Origin of the sequence: Changchengzhania lutea (genome assembly GCF_006974145.1) — a bacterium.
GTDB classification, from domain to species: Bacteria; Bacteroidota; Bacteroidia; order Flavobacteriales; family Flavobacteriaceae; genus Changchengzhania; species Changchengzhania lutea.
Genome location: NZ_CP039456.1, coordinates 1,084,092 through 1,100,179, shown reverse-complemented (window position 1 = coordinate 1,100,179; position 16,088 = coordinate 1,084,092). Strand labels below are relative to the sequence as shown.

Annotated in this window: 19 protein-coding genes; 13 read left to right on the top strand and 6 right to left on the bottom strand. The window is 33.1% G+C overall.

The window, feature by feature from the left end:
- Nucleotides 1-19: 19 nt before the first annotated feature.
- The 12 genes from FAF07_RS05140 to FAF07_RS05090 all read left to right on the top strand — a co-directional run bounded on the left by FAF07_RS05140 (nucleotide 20) and on the right by FAF07_RS05090 (nucleotide 8,239).
- The gene (locus FAF07_RS05140; RefSeq protein WP_142784094.1) at nucleotides 20-880 is read left to right on the top strand and encodes a phytanoyl-CoA dioxygenase family protein; all 861 of its coding nucleotides are present in this window, start codon (nucleotides 20-22) and stop codon (nucleotides 878-880) included.
- A gap of 1,212 nt (nucleotides 881-2,092) precedes the next feature.
- Entirely contained in the window at nucleotides 2,093-2,947 is an 855-nt protein-coding gene (locus FAF07_RS05135) for a helix-turn-helix transcriptional regulator (protein ID WP_142784093.1), read from the top strand.
- A 119-nt stretch (nucleotides 2,948-3,066) separates the two neighbouring features.
- Nucleotides 3,067-3,468, top strand: a complete 402-nt coding sequence (locus FAF07_RS05130) for a DUF5367 family protein (protein ID WP_142784092.1) — start codon at nucleotides 3,067-3,069, stop codon at nucleotides 3,466-3,468.
- 4 nt (nucleotides 3,469-3,472) lie between these two features.
- Nucleotides 3,473-3,967, top strand: coding sequence for an anthrone oxygenase family protein (locus FAF07_RS05125; protein ID WP_142784091.1), 495 nt, complete (start codon nucleotides 3,473-3,475; stop codon nucleotides 3,965-3,967).
- Between the two features lie 20 nt (nucleotides 3,968-3,987).
- Nucleotides 3,988-4,812 (top strand): NmrA family NAD(P)-binding protein, encoded by an 825-nt coding sequence (locus tag FAF07_RS05120; protein WP_142784090.1) that lies wholly within the window; start codon nucleotides 3,988-3,990, stop codon nucleotides 4,810-4,812.
- Nucleotides 4,813-4,856: 44 nt separating this feature from the next.
- Nucleotides 4,857-5,357, top strand: coding sequence for an alpha/beta hydrolase (locus FAF07_RS05115; RefSeq protein WP_142784089.1), 501 nt, complete (start codon nucleotides 4,857-4,859; stop codon nucleotides 5,355-5,357).
- A 25-nt stretch (nucleotides 5,358-5,382) separates the two neighbouring features.
- Nucleotides 5,383-5,850 (top strand): hypothetical protein, encoded by a 468-nt coding sequence (locus FAF07_RS05110; protein ID WP_142784088.1) that lies wholly within the window; start codon nucleotides 5,383-5,385, stop codon nucleotides 5,848-5,850.
- Between the two features lie 56 nt (nucleotides 5,851-5,906).
- Nucleotides 5,907-6,251: a 5-carboxymethyl-2-hydroxymuconate Delta-isomerase gene (locus FAF07_RS05105; RefSeq protein WP_142784087.1), complete on the top strand. Its 345-nt coding sequence runs from the start codon at nucleotides 5,907-5,909 to the stop codon at nucleotides 6,249-6,251.
- A 169-nt stretch (nucleotides 6,252-6,420) separates the two neighbouring features.
- Nucleotides 6,421-6,552, top strand: coding sequence for a hypothetical protein (locus tag FAF07_RS18965; protein ID WP_262710942.1), 132 nt, complete (start codon nucleotides 6,421-6,423; stop codon nucleotides 6,550-6,552).
- A gap of 37 nt (nucleotides 6,553-6,589) precedes the next feature.
- Nucleotides 6,590-7,180 carry a Crp/Fnr family transcriptional regulator gene (locus FAF07_RS05100; RefSeq protein ID WP_246067776.1) on the top strand — a complete coding sequence of 197 codons (591 nt, stop codon included), beginning with the start codon at nucleotides 6,590-6,592 and terminating at the stop codon, nucleotides 7,178-7,180.
- A 95-nt stretch (nucleotides 7,181-7,275) separates the two neighbouring features.
- Nucleotides 7,276-7,629 (top strand): nuclear transport factor 2 family protein, encoded by a 354-nt coding sequence (locus tag FAF07_RS05095; RefSeq protein WP_142784086.1) that lies wholly within the window; start codon nucleotides 7,276-7,278, stop codon nucleotides 7,627-7,629.
- 31 nt (nucleotides 7,630-7,660) lie between these two features.
- Nucleotides 7,661-8,239, top strand: coding sequence for a YceI family protein (locus tag FAF07_RS05090; protein WP_142784085.1), 579 nt, complete (start codon nucleotides 7,661-7,663; stop codon nucleotides 8,237-8,239).
- Nucleotides 8,240-9,200: 961 nt separating this feature from the next.
- Here FAF07_RS05090 and FAF07_RS05085 read toward each other — a convergent pair.
- From FAF07_RS05085 to FAF07_RS05060, 6 genes are all read right to left on the bottom strand, one after another.
- On the bottom strand, nucleotides 9,201-10,313 hold the full coding sequence (locus FAF07_RS05085; RefSeq protein WP_142784084.1) for an exonuclease/endonuclease/phosphatase family protein: 1,113 nt from the start codon (nucleotides 10,311-10,313) through the stop codon (nucleotides 9,201-9,203).
- 13 nt (nucleotides 10,314-10,326) lie between these two features.
- Nucleotides 10,327-10,983: a P-loop NTPase family protein gene (locus tag FAF07_RS05080; protein WP_142784083.1), complete on the bottom strand. Its 657-nt coding sequence runs from the start codon at nucleotides 10,981-10,983 to the stop codon at nucleotides 10,327-10,329.
- Entirely contained in the window at nucleotides 10,967-11,614 is a 648-nt protein-coding gene (locus tag FAF07_RS05075) for a hypothetical protein (protein ID WP_142784082.1), read from the bottom strand. The genes FAF07_RS05080 and FAF07_RS05075 overlap by 17 nt, the downstream gene beginning before the upstream one ends.
- A 6-nt stretch (nucleotides 11,615-11,620) precedes the next feature.
- Complete coding sequence (locus FAF07_RS05070; RefSeq protein ID WP_142784081.1) at nucleotides 11,621-11,902, bottom strand: helix-turn-helix domain-containing protein; 282 nt, start codon at nucleotides 11,900-11,902, stop codon at nucleotides 11,621-11,623.
- 271 nt (nucleotides 11,903-12,173) lie between these two features.
- A complete protein-coding gene (locus tag FAF07_RS05065) occupies nucleotides 12,174-13,013 on the bottom strand; it encodes an RteC domain-containing protein (RefSeq protein ID WP_142784080.1) in 840 nt (279 codons plus the stop codon).
- An 18-nt stretch (nucleotides 13,014-13,031) separates the two neighbouring features.
- Entirely contained in the window at nucleotides 13,032-15,443 is a 2,412-nt protein-coding gene (locus FAF07_RS05060) for an aminotransferase class I/II-fold pyridoxal phosphate-dependent enzyme (protein ID WP_142784079.1), read from the bottom strand.
- Nucleotides 15,444-15,640: 197 nt separating this feature from the next.
- Between FAF07_RS05060 and FAF07_RS05055 the strand changes: the two genes are divergently transcribed.
- The gene (locus FAF07_RS05055) at nucleotides 15,641-16,024 is read left to right on the top strand and encodes a DUF7793 family protein (RefSeq protein ID WP_142784078.1); all 384 of its coding nucleotides are present in this window, start codon (nucleotides 15,641-15,643) and stop codon (nucleotides 16,022-16,024) included.
- Nucleotides 16,025-16,088: the final 64 nt, after the last annotated feature.

Genomic DNA, 16,088 nt, shown 5'->3' with positions numbered 1-16,088 from the left:
CCTTTTAAATTTTAAACAAATGGATAGAATAACGAATTCAGATTCAAGAAAACACAGAAGAGAAGGAAATCAATATTTGATAACCGAAAAAGAAATCAAACAATATCACGAACTAGGTTATATTGTACTTAATGATGTTCTAACAGATGAAGAAATGAAAACCATAGATCCTTGGTTTGATCATTTTGTAAATGGTAATGAAAAGGATAAAATGGGAAGAGATTTTTGTGATATGTCTCAACCTTACGGCACACCAGTTGAAGATTTTCAATTAGTAAATGCAATGCTTCCAAGTAAATATTGTTCAGAATTGGTTGATAATATTTACTATAAAATAGCACAAAATATTGTAGATCAGCTTTATATAAATGGAAAAGCAGCAATAGATTACGAACAGTTTCTTGCTAAAAAACCAACTAAAGCTGGTGCTGAATTTGCAATGCATCAAGATTTAGGATATTGGCCAAAAACAAAAAAAACATGGACAGCAACATTTTCTTTAGCATTAAGTGATTCAGATTTAATTAATGGATGCTTACAAGTAATTCCAGGTACAAACAATGAACCAGAACTACGTAAACATATGCCTAAACCATTTAATGGCGATAATGAATCTGAAAACGTTAACAGAGATGAAACTCACACACTTGTTATAGATGAAAAAAAGTCAGATAAAATTAGCTACCTGCCGGTAAAAAGAGGTAGTATTACAATTCATGATGAAAGAATTATTCATGGCTCTGGTGGAAATAAATCAAAAGATTGGAGAAAAACGTATGTTATGGCATTTAGAGATGTTGATACTATAGCAGAAGAAAGAGCTATAGGATTTACACATTCTCATAATGATAAAGTAAATTGGGATGAAATAATAAAATAAAAAAAAGGGCGATTAATTTATCGACCTTTTTAAATTCTAATCATTTTTATTATTTAAGATTTAATTATTTATGCTTAAATCTTAAACGGGGTCATGAAATTTTGGTAAAACAATAGGGTGAGTGGAGCGTGCATATTTTAGGCTATACGAATACGATTATCCTGAGGATGATTGTATTTGGATACAACACTTTACTAAAAGGCTGCTTCAAATTGTATTTATCTAAAAATGTACTTTGGTACATTTTCTTAACGATAAATTGTCTAAAATATAGCATAATGAGCCGTAATTGTTTCCAAAATTATATACTATTTTAAAGAATTGATTGAGTATCAATTTTTAAAATACCTAACTTGATTTTTTTGTTTCTTTTTTTATCAAGAAAAAAAGATTAGAATATTTTAAAAAAAGATTAATTGAAATTCTACATATAACAAGTGTATAGAAATTTATTTTTCTTAAATTTTATACTCTTGTGGCAAGTTGACGAGAATCGCTTAAAATTTTTTTTGATGTACATTTGTCGAATACGCGATTTTTAAAACATAGCAAAAAGTTAAGCTTTTATAATGCGCTGGCAAGCGGCTGGAAATTGTGTTATAATTAAATTGCAATAAACAATTTGAATTTATAAAAACAATAAACGTTGGCAGCGGATATTTTACATAACGTCAAATTATAGCTACAAATTTATAGTTCTAAAGTTTCTTGAGAATCGCGTATTTAAAAAATGTTGAAGGATTGTACAGAATATTAAAATTAAACGATAAATAAAAACACGAATTTTTAATGATCCAAGTTCCAATTATTCTACTGAAAACGAATGCTTCTGGAATATTTTACATAATATTACATTATAGCTTATTTTTTATAAATAGAATGATATGTACTAAACATCATAATTTCGCCAGCGCGCCATCTGTGTTATAAATAGCTTCACCCACTGGGCAAACCTATTTATAAAATGTACTATAATGTACCGCGTTATGTAACTTGAGCTTTGGTTAAAAGCTCAAGTTTATTACATCATTTTCTTTATTTTTTTCTTCTACAATTTTTCTCTACAATGTTAATGGAACGCTCTTTTTATGTAAGGGTAGAGGAGTGGGATAAAATGTGTGTGGAATGGATTAAACATTAAGCTATCAGTAAAATAATACATACAATCTAAAAAATATCTTGTTGATATTTCTTAAATTTACAATACCTGATATGACAAGAGATATTATAGACATAAATGATTTTACCATTTTGGTTGAAGAAGCTAAAGTAAATGAGCCAACCGTAGACTCTTGTTTTTTTGATGAACCAATTATTGCAGTAGCGTTCTATGGTTCAGGAAATGTAGATTTAACTGTTCAATATGTGAATAAAGAAAAGGGCTTTAATCATACTAAAGGTCTAGCATTATCATTTTATGCAGATGAAAAGGTAGAGTTTATACATTCTGTTTCTGCTTCAAAACCATTGGAATGTTTGGTAATAGCTACTTCGGCAAAAGCTATAGAAGACCTTCCTAATCAAGAAGGAGAGTTATTTGGAGAAATGCTTAATCAGTTGGTTAATCCTATAGATCATTATGTAGAAGGCCCTAGTTTTATTATGACTCCCGAAATGCAGTCTATTGTGGACTCGTTATTTAATATCAAGTACGAAGGTAAGACAAAAATGATGTTTTTTAGAAGTCAAATAACAGCCTTGCTCTCTCATTTTTTCGGACAATTGGCAATTTTAAAAACGGATCGTATAAAAACTCCTGAACGTGAAAAACTTAATTTGGCTAAGGAGATTTTGCTAAAGCATATCGATAATCCACCATCATTAAGTGAAATTTCTAAGCAGATAGGATTAAATACTTTTAAACTAAAGAAAGGCTTTAAAGCGTTTTTTGGTGTTCCAGTATTTAAGTATTTACAAAATGAGCGCCTTACATTGGCTCATAAAATGATTCGGAATCAGAAGTCTACTGTTCAAGAAGCCGCATGGCATGTTGGTTATGAAAGCTTGAGTTCATTTTCTAATGCCTTTGAGAAAAAGTTTGGGTATAGACCTAGCCAAATAAAATAATTAAGTCATCGTCCAAATATAGTACGTTCTACTTTTCAAACAAATCATAATCCTTTTCAAATAAGTTACTCTTCTAATGTCAGGATAAATTTGTCTTATAATTAAAAACTTATAAAGACATGAAAACTAAACGCGCAGTTTTAACAGGAGTAGTTATTTGGATAATAGCTGTTCTTTTTTATTCACTCTCTTATTATGTAACCATATTAGAGGACGCTACAACACAAGCAAACACAGTGCTCTTTATTACTGTAATGCCATTAGTATGGCTAGGCTGCCATTATTACTACAAGAAAGATTATCAAACACATGGTGTAAAGGTTGGGCAAACCATGTTGCTTACAAGTGTTGCTTTAGATGCTTTAATTACAGTTCCATTATTTGAAATTCCCAATGGAGGAAGTCATTATAGTTTTTTTACGGCACCTGCATTTTGGATTATAGCATTTGAATTTCTATTGGTTGCAGCACTTTATTATTATGCAAAAGTCTATTCTAAGTTAAACGCAGTAAAGAAATAACACGATGGAAATAACGGTTCAAAATATCGTATTTATTATTCTCATATTATTTACAGGTTTATCTGCAGGATTATGCTTTACATGGAGTAATACAGTAACAACAGGAATATCGAGACTAGACGATTTTGGTTATTTAAGTGCTTTTCAACAAATGAATAGAACCATCTTAAATCCAACATTCTTTGTGGTGTTCTTCGGACCTGTATTTATAAACCTTATTAATCTATACTTTTTTAAATCGGCTTCTAACAACATCATATGGCTTTTAGTTATAGCAACTATACTTTATGTTTTTGGTGTAGCGCTTGTTACTATTTTTGGAAATGTACCTCTGAACGAAATTTTAAATAATACAGAATTAACTTCTGCTAGTGAAGGCGCATTAAAAGATCTGCGTGCTGGTTTTGAAAATAAATGGAATCAATTACACCACATTAGAACACTTAGTTCTTCTATGTCATTTCTATTACTATTAATGACCATTTTAATTAAAAAATAATCAAAAAATATAATACAATTATGAAAGAAAACATTTTAGTCATCGGAGGTACAGGAAAAACTGGCCGTAAAGTAGCGCATAAATTATCAAAAAACGGACACCTTGTTAGAGTTGGTTCACGTTCGGGCTCACCAGCATTTGATTGGCACAAACCAGAATATTGGTCACTAGCTTTACAAGGAATGGATAAGGTATACATCACGTTTCAACCTGACTTAGCAGTTCCAGGTGCTTTAAATGCAATAGAAGCATTAACCAAGCAAGCAAAAAATGCTAATATTAAAAAAATAGTATTGTTATCAGGTAAAGGTGAAAGAGAAGCTGAACTGTGTGAACAAGTTATTATTCATTCGGGAATTGATTATACTATAATAAGAGCAAGTTGGTTTAATCAAAATTTTAGTGAAAGTTTCTTTTTAGAACCAATACTAGAAGGGTTTGTAGCACTTCCTCAAGCAGATATAAAAGTTCCTTATGTGGATACCGAAGATATTTCAGATGTAGCTGTAGAAGCACTTTTAAATGATAAGCATAACAGTAAAATTTATCAATTAACTGGATCAAGGTCACTGACTTTTAAAGAGGTGATTAATGAAATTTCAGAAACAACAGGAAGAGACATAGCATTTACACCAATTGCCATTTCTGCTTATACCAATATGATGAAACAACAAGAGGTACCAGATGATTTTATTTGGCTTGTCGAATACTTGTTTACTGAAGTTCTTGGCAACCCTAATAACTCAGAAATCACTAACGACATTGAGCACGTATTAGGCAGAAAACCAAAGGACATTTCTGAATATATAAAAGAAACAGCTGCAACTGGTATTTGGAATTCATAAATCAAAAACACATAAATCAAAAAACGAATATTTAATAAATAATTATGATACATCTAATAAGATTAGTAATAGCTCTCGTGATTTTTATACTCACTAGTACTAAACTAACATCACAAACGCATTCAGATAGCATAAGAGTTTTAACTGAAGCCTTAAAAATGATTCAGTATCCAGAACCTGAATTCGAAAAACCTTTTTTACCAGAAATCACACAAAAAAGCATTGAAGATATGGGTTTTGATCAGCCATATTCATCAGAAGTAGTTTCATTTAAAATGCGAGATGGTGTTCAAATTCATGGACAAAACTACATGCATGATTCCAAAAGAACAATTTTATTACTGCATGGCACTTTGGCGACGAGTTTTACTTATAATAAAATGTCTGGATTATTGCGAGAAGCTACTCAAGCCAATGTTATTGCTTTGGATTTAAGAGGTCATGGACAATCAGGTGGAGCTCCTGGTGACGTCACTACGCTTAATCAATACGCAGAAGATTTGGATGATATCATTTCAAACATAAAAAAAAGACAGACCAAATGAAACCATTATTCTTGCTGGACATTCAATGGGTGAAGGTATAGTGCTAAAACATGCTGAAACCTTTCCAGAAACCAACGTAGATGCTTATTTATTGTTTACACCAAACCTTGGTAATAATGCGCCAACAACAAGTCAAGATTTAAATTTAAAGAGTAATTTTATAAAAACACATCTAACAAGAGGTTTAGGATTAAAAATGCTGAATGAATTTGGTATTCATACTTATGACTCAATGCATGTCGTGTTTTACAATTCACCAGAGCAAATGCCAATACGATCGTATTCTTATAGAAGTATGCAGGCAAGTTTTCCAGTGGATTATAAGAAAGCATTACAATCTGTAAGTAAACCCTTGTTGGTATTGACAGGAAGCAAAGACGAAGCGTTTATAGCTGAAGAATATGCTGTTGCAATCAATTCTTATTCGAAAGGAGATCATTATATCGTTGAAGGAGAAACTCATAATGGAATTAGCACAATGAAGACGCTATGACCAAAATCAAAACTTGGATTAAAACTAATCAAACTAATAACCAATAAAACAACACTATGCCACATTTTGTAATTGATTGTTCAGAACAAATCATGAGCTTAAAAACACCTCGTGAGATTATGCAGAAAGTCTATGATACTGCAGACTCTAGTCAGCTTTTTGATAAAGGAGATATTAAGGTGAGAATCAACCCTTTTGAGCATTATAATATTGGAAATACTAAGGATGATTTTATTCACATATTTGCAAATATTATGGAAGGAAGAACTACTAATCAAAAAGCGATGCTTTCAAAATCAATTATAAAAGAACTGAAATTAATGTTTCCAAATGTTCCGATTATTTCAATGAATATAAGAGATTTTGAAAAAGCAACCTATTGTAATAAATCTATGGTTTAAAATCTGTTACCACTAATTAAAGTCAGAATGAATAAAATAACATTATTACTGCTTTCATGTTTAATTACAATTTCCTGTAACACAAACAAAAATTAGTACAATTTTAAGTTTACTCATAACAGGAGGATTTTTATTAGCATTTGTATTGCAGAATTCCTATGGAGGCTCAATGAAATATTTAGATGGAACCGAAAAAACACTCTTAGGAGTTAATATTGGCGTTTTAGGATTTGGAGTTTCATTTATACTATTGGTTTATGGACTTTTGACCACATTGTTAAAATCCAGAATAAAACCTTAAATTATGTGCCAAAATAGAATTAAAACGCAAGCAGAAGATGCAAATTAATTATCAGCCTTTTTTAGATTATATAAATAAATATATCAGCTTAACCGTTGAAGAAGAAGCCATTCTGCTTTCTAAAATAGTTCACAGAAACTACCTCAAAGACCAATACATATCGCAACAAGGAGATATCTGTAAAAGTGTCAATTTTATTATTTCTGGTTGTACTAAAACATTCTATGTGGATTTAGATGGTCAAGAGCATATTGTAATGTTCTCGATTGAAGATTGGTGGACATCCGATTTAGGAAGTTTTATTACGCAAACACCTGCCGATTTTAATATTCAATGTATAGAAAACACTCAGCTTATTCAATTTACTTATAGTAACCTTGAAGAACTATATACAGAAATACCTAAACTGGAACGTCTTTTTAGAAAAATTGTAGAACGTGCCTACGCAGCTTCGCAAAAACGTATTATCAGAAATTTTAGCCTTACTGCAAAACAGCGCTACCAAATTTTTAAGAATACCTATCCTAAAATAGAACGACGTGTACCTCAATATATGATTGCTTCATATTTAGGTATTACTAAAGAGTTTTTAAGTAAAATCAAAAGTCAAATCATTCAAAATCAATAGTTGTTAATCTAGTTTAACATCATTTCATAATCTACTTCATTTTCTAAGGTTTTAATATTTGGGACATTTGTACCATAATATTTAAAACAAATAAGATGAATACATTATTAGAAAAAATTAGTACGATTAACGACATGATTCTTCAAGGAAAAGCTTTAGAAGCTTTTGATCAATTCTACCATGACGATGTGGTTATGCAGGAAAATGACAATCCTATTATTGAAGGAAAGAAAGCCAACAGAAAACGTGAAGATGATTTCTTTGGAGCTATAACAGAATTTAGAGGCGCTCAACCCTTAAAAGTTACCATTGGTGAAAACACAACAATGGTAGAATGGCATTTTGATTACACCCATAAGGATTGGGGCGTAAAAAACTACACTCAAGTTGCAGTACAAGACTGGAAAGACGGAAAAATAATCAAAGAAAAATTTTATTACGGCGCGTAATTTAAAATATTAACTATTTAAATTAATACAAATGAAAAAATCAATTAAAAACGTCGCTACACTTATAATGGTATCATTTATGACATTCTCTTTTTCAACAATAGAAAGTGATAAAAAAGATATTAAAGTAGACAACAGTAAAGTTGTATGGAAAGGCTACAAAGTAACAGGTTCTCATGAAGGTACCATCTCAATAAAAACTGGCCACTTAAATTTTGATAACGATATTTTGACTGGTGGAAGTTTTGAAATAGACATGTCAACCATAACAGTTACAGATCTAGAAGGAGAATACAAAGGAAAGTTAGAAGGTCATTTAAAATCTGATGATTTCTTTGGAGTTACAAAATATTCAACGGCTTCATTAGTTTTCACTAAAGTAAAGTCTACAGGTAAAAACTCTTATAAAGTCACAGGAAATATAACGATTAAAGAAAAAACAGAACCTATTTCATTTGATCTTTCGGTTTATGGAAATAAAGCAAATACTTCATTAAAAATAGATAGAACAAAATTTGATGTAAGATATGGGTCTACAAGTTTTTTCGACAACTTAAAAGATAAAGCCATTTATGATGAGTTTGATTTAGTTGTTGATTTGGAGTTCTAAAAATATTTATTAAAAATTGAGTAAAAAACTCTTGAAAACGTTGTCATATGGCAACGTTTTCTGCATTGTTAAAACTACTTTTACATATAAATTTTTTAATATGGAATTATCATTATTGAATCAATCTGATGTGACCTCATAGAATTTTGGCTAAAACAATAGGAGAGAGGAGCACAATATTTTAGGGGTTTAGTTACTGTTATTATTTGTTTTCCTGAGTTTTAAAGCGTTTTCTACAGAAATCTTGGTTAGTTCCAATGTTTCCTAAAATATAGCGTAACGAGCCGTAATTGTTTCCAAAATTATATGCAGTCATGATTTTTTTGTTTCTTTTTTTATCCAAGAAAAAAAGAATTAATGAAACCTTGAGAAGTTCAAAAGTTTAAATCCTATTTTACATACTATTTTGGAAATTGATTGAGTATCAATTTATAAAATACAATTACTAGTTCTATTTTACATAATATCGAAACAGCTTCTTAAAAAAAGATTAAATAGTAACGAGAATAGAATAAGTGCTTGGAATTTTATTTTTTTAAAATTTAAGCTCTTATGGCAAGCTCACGAGAATCGCGTAGAAAAAAACATGATGCACAATTTTCAAATACGCTAAAATTTCAATAACAGTAAAAAGGTTAGCTTTTATTTTGGCGTTGGCAAGCGATGGATAATTGTGATATAAATAAATTGTAATAAGCAATTTGATTTTATAAAAGCAATCGAGCGTTTGGCAGTAGCTATTTTACATAATGGCAAATTATAGATACAAATGTTTTTTAAACGCTGCGAAGCAAACCGCTTATTAGTTTAATGACCCAAGTTCTAATTATTCTTATGAAAACCAATGCTTCCGGGATATTTTACATAATACTACATTATAGCTATCAAATGTACTACTGACTTAAAATAACAATAACAACATTTGTACTATAATTGTTCTTATGTCAAATTAAATAAATTATTATATATTCCCCCAAACCAAAGGATGCTCACTAGCAGCAACATTCTTATTAGAAACAGATTTATAAATACACCATTGCGGACGCTTTTCTGGCCACATCGCTTTGCGATTTAAGCCACTATCTTTCATTTTGTTAAAAAGAGCAGGCGAGAACAGCATATAATCTTTCTGTTTAATATTAACACCCATTCTATAAGCGCCTAATCTAAAATAAGTAGAATCATCGCCTTTATCGATATCTACTTCAAAAGATAGGTGTTTTGTGATGTCTTTTAGGTCTGTATTCTGAATTAATGGCGATAAGGAATCACAGTAAGAAGGTGCATTAAATGTACCTGCTATAACAATATTTGTTTTCCCTTCAGAAATAAGGTTATTATAAACTTCAGCGATTTTTGCGATTTGTTTTTTTCTAATGTTATCTGATTGCTTTTTGTTTGTTGTAGGCTTTCTTAGATAAGCATTCAATAACCAAATGGTATCTTTTGATGGTGTGCTAATTTCATATTCAATGAGATTTTTGCCATCCTCGTTAATCACTTCATTAATATTATGGGTTCTAACCGCTTCAAGATTATAGCCTTTCTTCATGGCAATTCCCATTTCCAAACTGTTCATATCATTACCTTGAATTACAAAAGAATGCTCATAAGGATTACAGTCGTATTTTGGTAAAATGAGTTGGTTAAAATCTTCAAACGAAGCTCTATCTTCTATTTCCTGAAGCAGTAAAATATCAGGATTTACATTGGCAATAACTTGTGCTTTATGGTCTGTGGATTTTGGATGAATAGGTACCGTTTGCAACTCAATCCATCCATTCCAATTTGTAACATCGCCAGCTTTGTTTTCGCCAGAATGACTCAAACCTTTCATGTAAAGAAAGCCAGCTTTTCGTCGCAAAATTGCATAAGGTCTTGAACTTGATTTTTCAAAACCAATCAAAAATGATAGGTCTCTAATTCTATCTTGTTGGCTCAAGGATTTTGAAGGTTGATGCATCAATGCGTCAAGCTCTTTAATCCAATCTCTGAGGGATTTTCCAAAAGGTTTTTCTAAAAGGCTTTTATCTCTGTGGAATAAATTCTGAACATTAAAAGTTGCTATTTTCATGATTTCTAAATTTTTATTTTCGTTTATCGTTAGTGTCTTGGTCAAATGCTACGAGGTTAAATAATTGGCGCATTCTGCTTCGTACTCTATTGCCATATAAATCTTCTAATTCTCCTGCATTTAGATTTGTAGTAGCGTGGGTTTTTATGTGATGGTTTATAAAAAGCTCGTGACGTGAGAGTAGAATTTCTCCCATGACGTTAAAATCTTTTCCATAATGCCTTCCAATGGGCTCAATGCCCAAATCATCAAAACAAAAAAACTGTTTACAACCATAGTCTTCAACGGTTTTGTACCCAATATGGTTAAAACCAAATACGATATTTCTGGATGGAATTAGGATGTATGGTTTTTGGATGGGAACGATGTGTTTTAAGAGTAACATTAAACTTGTTTTGCCACATCCCACAGGTCCAGAAAGTAACATGCCTTTTTCGGGATCAATCTCGTTTTTCTCGCAGTTTGTTTTATCTTTTATGAAGTAATGACAGAGTTTTAAAATAATTTTGCGGTCTTCGTCATAGATTTTAAAACCGTTACCAAAAAGTAATTTTCCTTTAGCATCGAGATAGATTAAGATTTTTTCAAAATCGTAAATCAATTCTTTGCCATCAAATTTGCCAATGGAATATGTTTTGTCTTCTTCGATTATTTCACAAGGGTTGACCATAATCTTTGTTTTTACTGGTTCTTAGGTTATCTTTTTTTTGAAGAACTGGATACACAGTTTCAAATTCATTGGCTTTTAGCATCCAATTACTTGCGGTAGCATGCCAATCTTCAATTTTTATTTTCCCACCAATTTTCCATCCAATACCTTGATAGTGATTGTAAAATTTTTGAGCTTCATTAGCTGGCCATTTTTTCTTTTTAAAAAAAATAATAACATCATTTTCATTTTTGGGTAGCTTAGTTTTATTAATGTTTTCTATTTGTTTATTAATGTTTGTATTATGTATCAATGCTTGTTCAGTACTTGTTTCATGCTCGTTCACTACTTGTTCAGAGGTTGTACCGAAATTGAACATCTTAATTTTACTGCCTTTGTACGGATTGTGTGAAGGCATATATTTCAGATATTTCCATGTATGCATCTGTTTTAAACAACCATGATAAGTTGCTGTCGAACCAATTTTTGAGAGCTGCATGATTTCTTGTCTGCCGATATAAAATTCCTCTGGGAATCGATTGATATTCCAAAACTGAAACAACGCCATATACAAGCTGACATGTGTAGTATTTAATCTTTTGTCTGTATAAAATTTTTGAAATACAGCATTGAGGTGTTTTATATAATTCATACATCCTTAATCGATTTTGTGGTTCACGTCATTATTGTCCATAACCTTCTGAATTTCTTCGGAATCATAAAAAATGATGCCACCCACCTTTGTATAGGGTAGTATGCCTTTAATTCGAAGTTTTTGTAACGTGCCAGGACTAATTTGAAGTAAGTCCATGAGTTCTGAAGATTTTAGATATTTCTTCAGTTTAGCTTGCGCCTGGTTGCTTAAAAGTTTTTTGATGTCATCGAGCAATTCAAGTTTAAAATCCCTTAGATCATCTGGAGTAATAATTGTTGCTGGCATAGTAGAACTATTTTTAGAAAAGAACCACCATTTTGCTTTCAACTAAAATGATAGTCCTTGACCTGATTTGACTTTCGTTCTACAAATCTGAGATACTATTTTAATTTATCATCTATATCCAACCCCAAGGTGGGGTGTTTTTTCTTGCATTTATTTTGATGGGTTTTGTTATTAAATAACAAGAACTTTTATAAAATAAAAGTACAATTCTCTATAAATTATATGATTTCAGGCCTTTCATATAATCTCCCACCTTGGGGTCAACTTGGGATTATTCATCAGATTCATTAAACCGTCTCACCAAAACTTCAATGAGTTTGTCCAAGAACTTGGTTTTACTGCATTTCCGTGCCCTGATCTCAATAAATGTGTGGTAGTAATTCCCTAGGTCAATATTAAAGATCTGTTCAAATAAGGACGCCATTTCCTTAATATCTGCAGTGCCACTATTGATAACACCACTGCTGTGCAAGGCATAAATGAGTTCAATTAATTCTGTTTTGCTTCCCGTCCAGAAAAGCTTCGAAGACTGCTTCATTGGAATTGTTTTTGGATTAGTGTTGAGAGATTCTAGTTTCATTATTTCCTGTTGCAAGTATACAATGAGCATATCGAATGCCATAATGGTGGCCACCGTGCTATCTTGACATGTGGAGAATTGTTCGTCTATAAAGACATGGAAGGATTCTGTGGGCGAACGTAGGTCTGATTTACCTCTAATAAAATATTGGTCGTCCAGGGTCGTGGCACCCCGGCGATAGTAATGGTAGAACTCTAAATTATCATTAAAATAAACTTGTAATTTATTGATCTGATCATTTAAATATTTGACCTGAAACTTGGAACTGCTTCTCGGTCGTTTGCTCTCTATTTTATATAATTTTACATAATAGATCAACTTACTGAAAACTTGGGGCTTAATATATTTAAAGAAGTGTATCTCCTCCTGTGTTGATCGAAAACCTCGTTCAACGACTCTACAGCGCAGGGATTTGATACACTTCTCGGTATGGTTAATGCCATGTTCTGCCTTATATAGTATATCCTCATGACAGGACTCCAAAGTTTCCAACTTTATTTCAAATTCAGATATTAAATCTTGGTATTTCAAACGTATGTGAAATTCAGTTTACTGCGATTGGGGACCTTCCAAAATACCCATAAGCTCCATGGTATAATTATCGGATGTTTGGATATAGGCAAACTTTTCTTCAACGGTGGCTCCTAGTTTTCTTTTTTCAAAAGCAGCGGTCATTCCCAAGTCAATCTGATGAAACTTTAATTGTATTGCCCTTTTAATGGTCTGGTATAAAAGCTGCCTGTAGGTATGATATTCCAGAACGTACTCATAGTCCAGACCAACAAAGGCAGGGACGTAGGTATGGCCGTTGTTATTATAGCACAGCATAACCCCAATAATTGTTTCTGGATTATTAATTAAGGCAACGGTAATGAACTCCCAATTGGGATGCTTTGACATTTTCTCGAATAATTTTTCAGGGAATGAGAACGTGTTCAATCCGCGATTATTTTGATGGACATTGGCATACAATTCCTGAAATTGCTTTAATTGATTAAGGTTACACTTCTTTACTATATCGATCTTCAAACGAGTTTCATATTCCAAAATCTCCTTTCGTAAATGCCGCCTATTTCTAGAAGAAAGCTTGGCGATGTAAGTTTCCATAGCTTCACCTTCCACTAAATCTATGTTACAGGAATCAGGCATCTGGACCCTTATAAATCCCTGTCCTTGGAAATAAGGGTGCAAATTTTCATTTTTAGGGAAATCCCGGAGCACTACCATGGTTGCCTTAAATTCTTGTTCAAGCGTTTCCAAGGTTTGCATCACCGTATCTAATGCTTGGGACTTTAAGGGGTGCTTGTCGTCTATATACAGGTGATTCCCTTCGGTAAAGAGTGATCCCATACCCAGCACTTGGGATGTTAAATAATAGGGGTTTGACTGTCTTTGTTTTTCTATGGTTTCAGAGGCACTTAAATTGGACAGCATATCGTCCTTCCATAACCCTACAGTTAAGAAGGTGGCTAGAATGGGTTTCTCCTGTTGGTCATAGATAACGAGATATCGGAACGCCCAGTTATGTTCTATTAAAACATTACCACTAAAAGATTCCTCTAAAAACTTAAGGCCTTCCCAGTTAAAGACGCCTTGTTTGCCCATGAGTTTGTCCCAGAGTGCTTTATCCATTTTTAAAATGGAGTTTTCCAACTTAATGACAAGCGCCTTGGATACATGATTTTCTTTACTCTTTTTAGCATCCATTTTAAAGGCGTGCAGGACCCGTTGTGCATTCGTGTGCGTGTCTTCAAGCGCTTTTGGATAATGATATACCATCGCCTCTACCAAGGCTTTGATTTCCTCCCTTTGGTTATGTCTGGATATGGTAATGCGCACCCCTGTATTCTTTACGGGCACAGCTGGAAAAATACCAAGGTTCACATAGAACCCTTCTTTCATAAGTCGACCGACAAAATTATAGCCCGTTTTCGGCATGCCCGTACCTATAAAGAACACAGGTGACAGATTTTTATCAATTAGAGGCAAGTCGGTTTGCTCTAATAGTGCATTGAAATACTGAATCCGTTCCCTTAGGTCATTTTGAAGTTCATAGATTTCAGGGGATAGGTGTATGTCTGCCGAGGCCGTGGCTGCTGCCACAGACGCTGGTTCCAATTGCGCTGAAAAGGTCAAGGGCCCGCCAAAGGTCTTTATTTCTTGGTACATCTTTTTATTGGAACATACCAATACCGCACCACTTGCTCCAAAGGTCTTACTCAGGGTGCCAAAGAGCAGAACATTTTCTGAAAGTTCTTTGAGCTCGCTCAAGGCATAACCCGTTCCGTTCTTGCCCACCCAACTCATCCCGTGCACGTCATCTATATATAGATGTAATTGGGGATACTTTAAGCTCAAGGTCTTTAAATCCTGAATCGGTGCAAAATCACCGTACATGGAATAGATGCCATCGGCCATATACCAGATCTTTTTATGTTTATCGGAAAGCGATTTTATTTTGTCCTCCAGCATGTTCAAATCGTTATGGCGGATCATATCAATGGGAACCGATCTGTTCTTTAAAACTTTGGCGGCACTTTGCACACTCCAGTGGACTTGATGGTCTAGGATAATGGCATCTTGGTCATTCACCGCATTAGGTATAGCACCCATGTGCCCCAAAGTGCTGTTCTTGGTTATAATGATTGGGTTCTGGTACATCGCCGTTAAGCGTTCTTCCAACTGCCTGTAGAGGGGATTGGAAATGTAAGACTTGGATAATGGAAATTGCGTTCCGTATTTGGTAATAGCATCTATCGCAGCGGCCTTCAATCGCGCATCCTGCTCCAGGCCTAAATATCCCGTGGTTCCAAAGTGAAATAATTGTCTGTCCTTTACGCCAATAGTACGCCCAGTAAATGCTTCGCCTTCGGCATAGAGATGCATAATGCCCTCTTGTTTGGCATCTGTAAATACTTCGTGAACGGTACTCAAAAAATTGTTGTGTTTGATTTTTGCCATCTTATTATGTTTTTATTTCATATAATTTAACATCATTTGTAGGATTTTACAAAATGAGTCGGCTCTATACTCCCTTAGAGTCAACTTTTAATCCTTGGTAGGCAATAAAAAGCCAATAATTACTAAGGGAAATCGATAAATGGTATAGGCTAGTCTTGATTATTTTGTAAGTTTATAATGAAAAACCAGTTTTCTACATGATGCGAAATTATTTTGAAAATGATTATACCTCGTATAGGTTCCTAGATGGTGTATTACATATTATCTACCACCAAGGTGTTACTGTGGATTTAGAAGCTGCCGTACAGATTGTCGAGGATAGACTGACTTTACATGAGGGTCGTGAATTCCCTGTACTATGCGACATTAGAGGTGTAAAGGAAATCAATAAATCTGCCAGGGCCTATTTGGCCATGGAAGGTTCAACCTTGATAACGGCTGTGGCGGTTATTGTAGATCCACCGGTTTCTGAAATGCTGTCCGAATTTTATATCCGAACCAGCAATCCACCAATCCCGACAAAGACATTTGATTCTATGGAACATGCCATAGCGTTTCTTTCTGGATTTATGGAACAATAAAGGATTTACGCCTTAAATAATTGCTATTTTTTTTAGTAGAGTCTCTCACAATTAATTTATATAT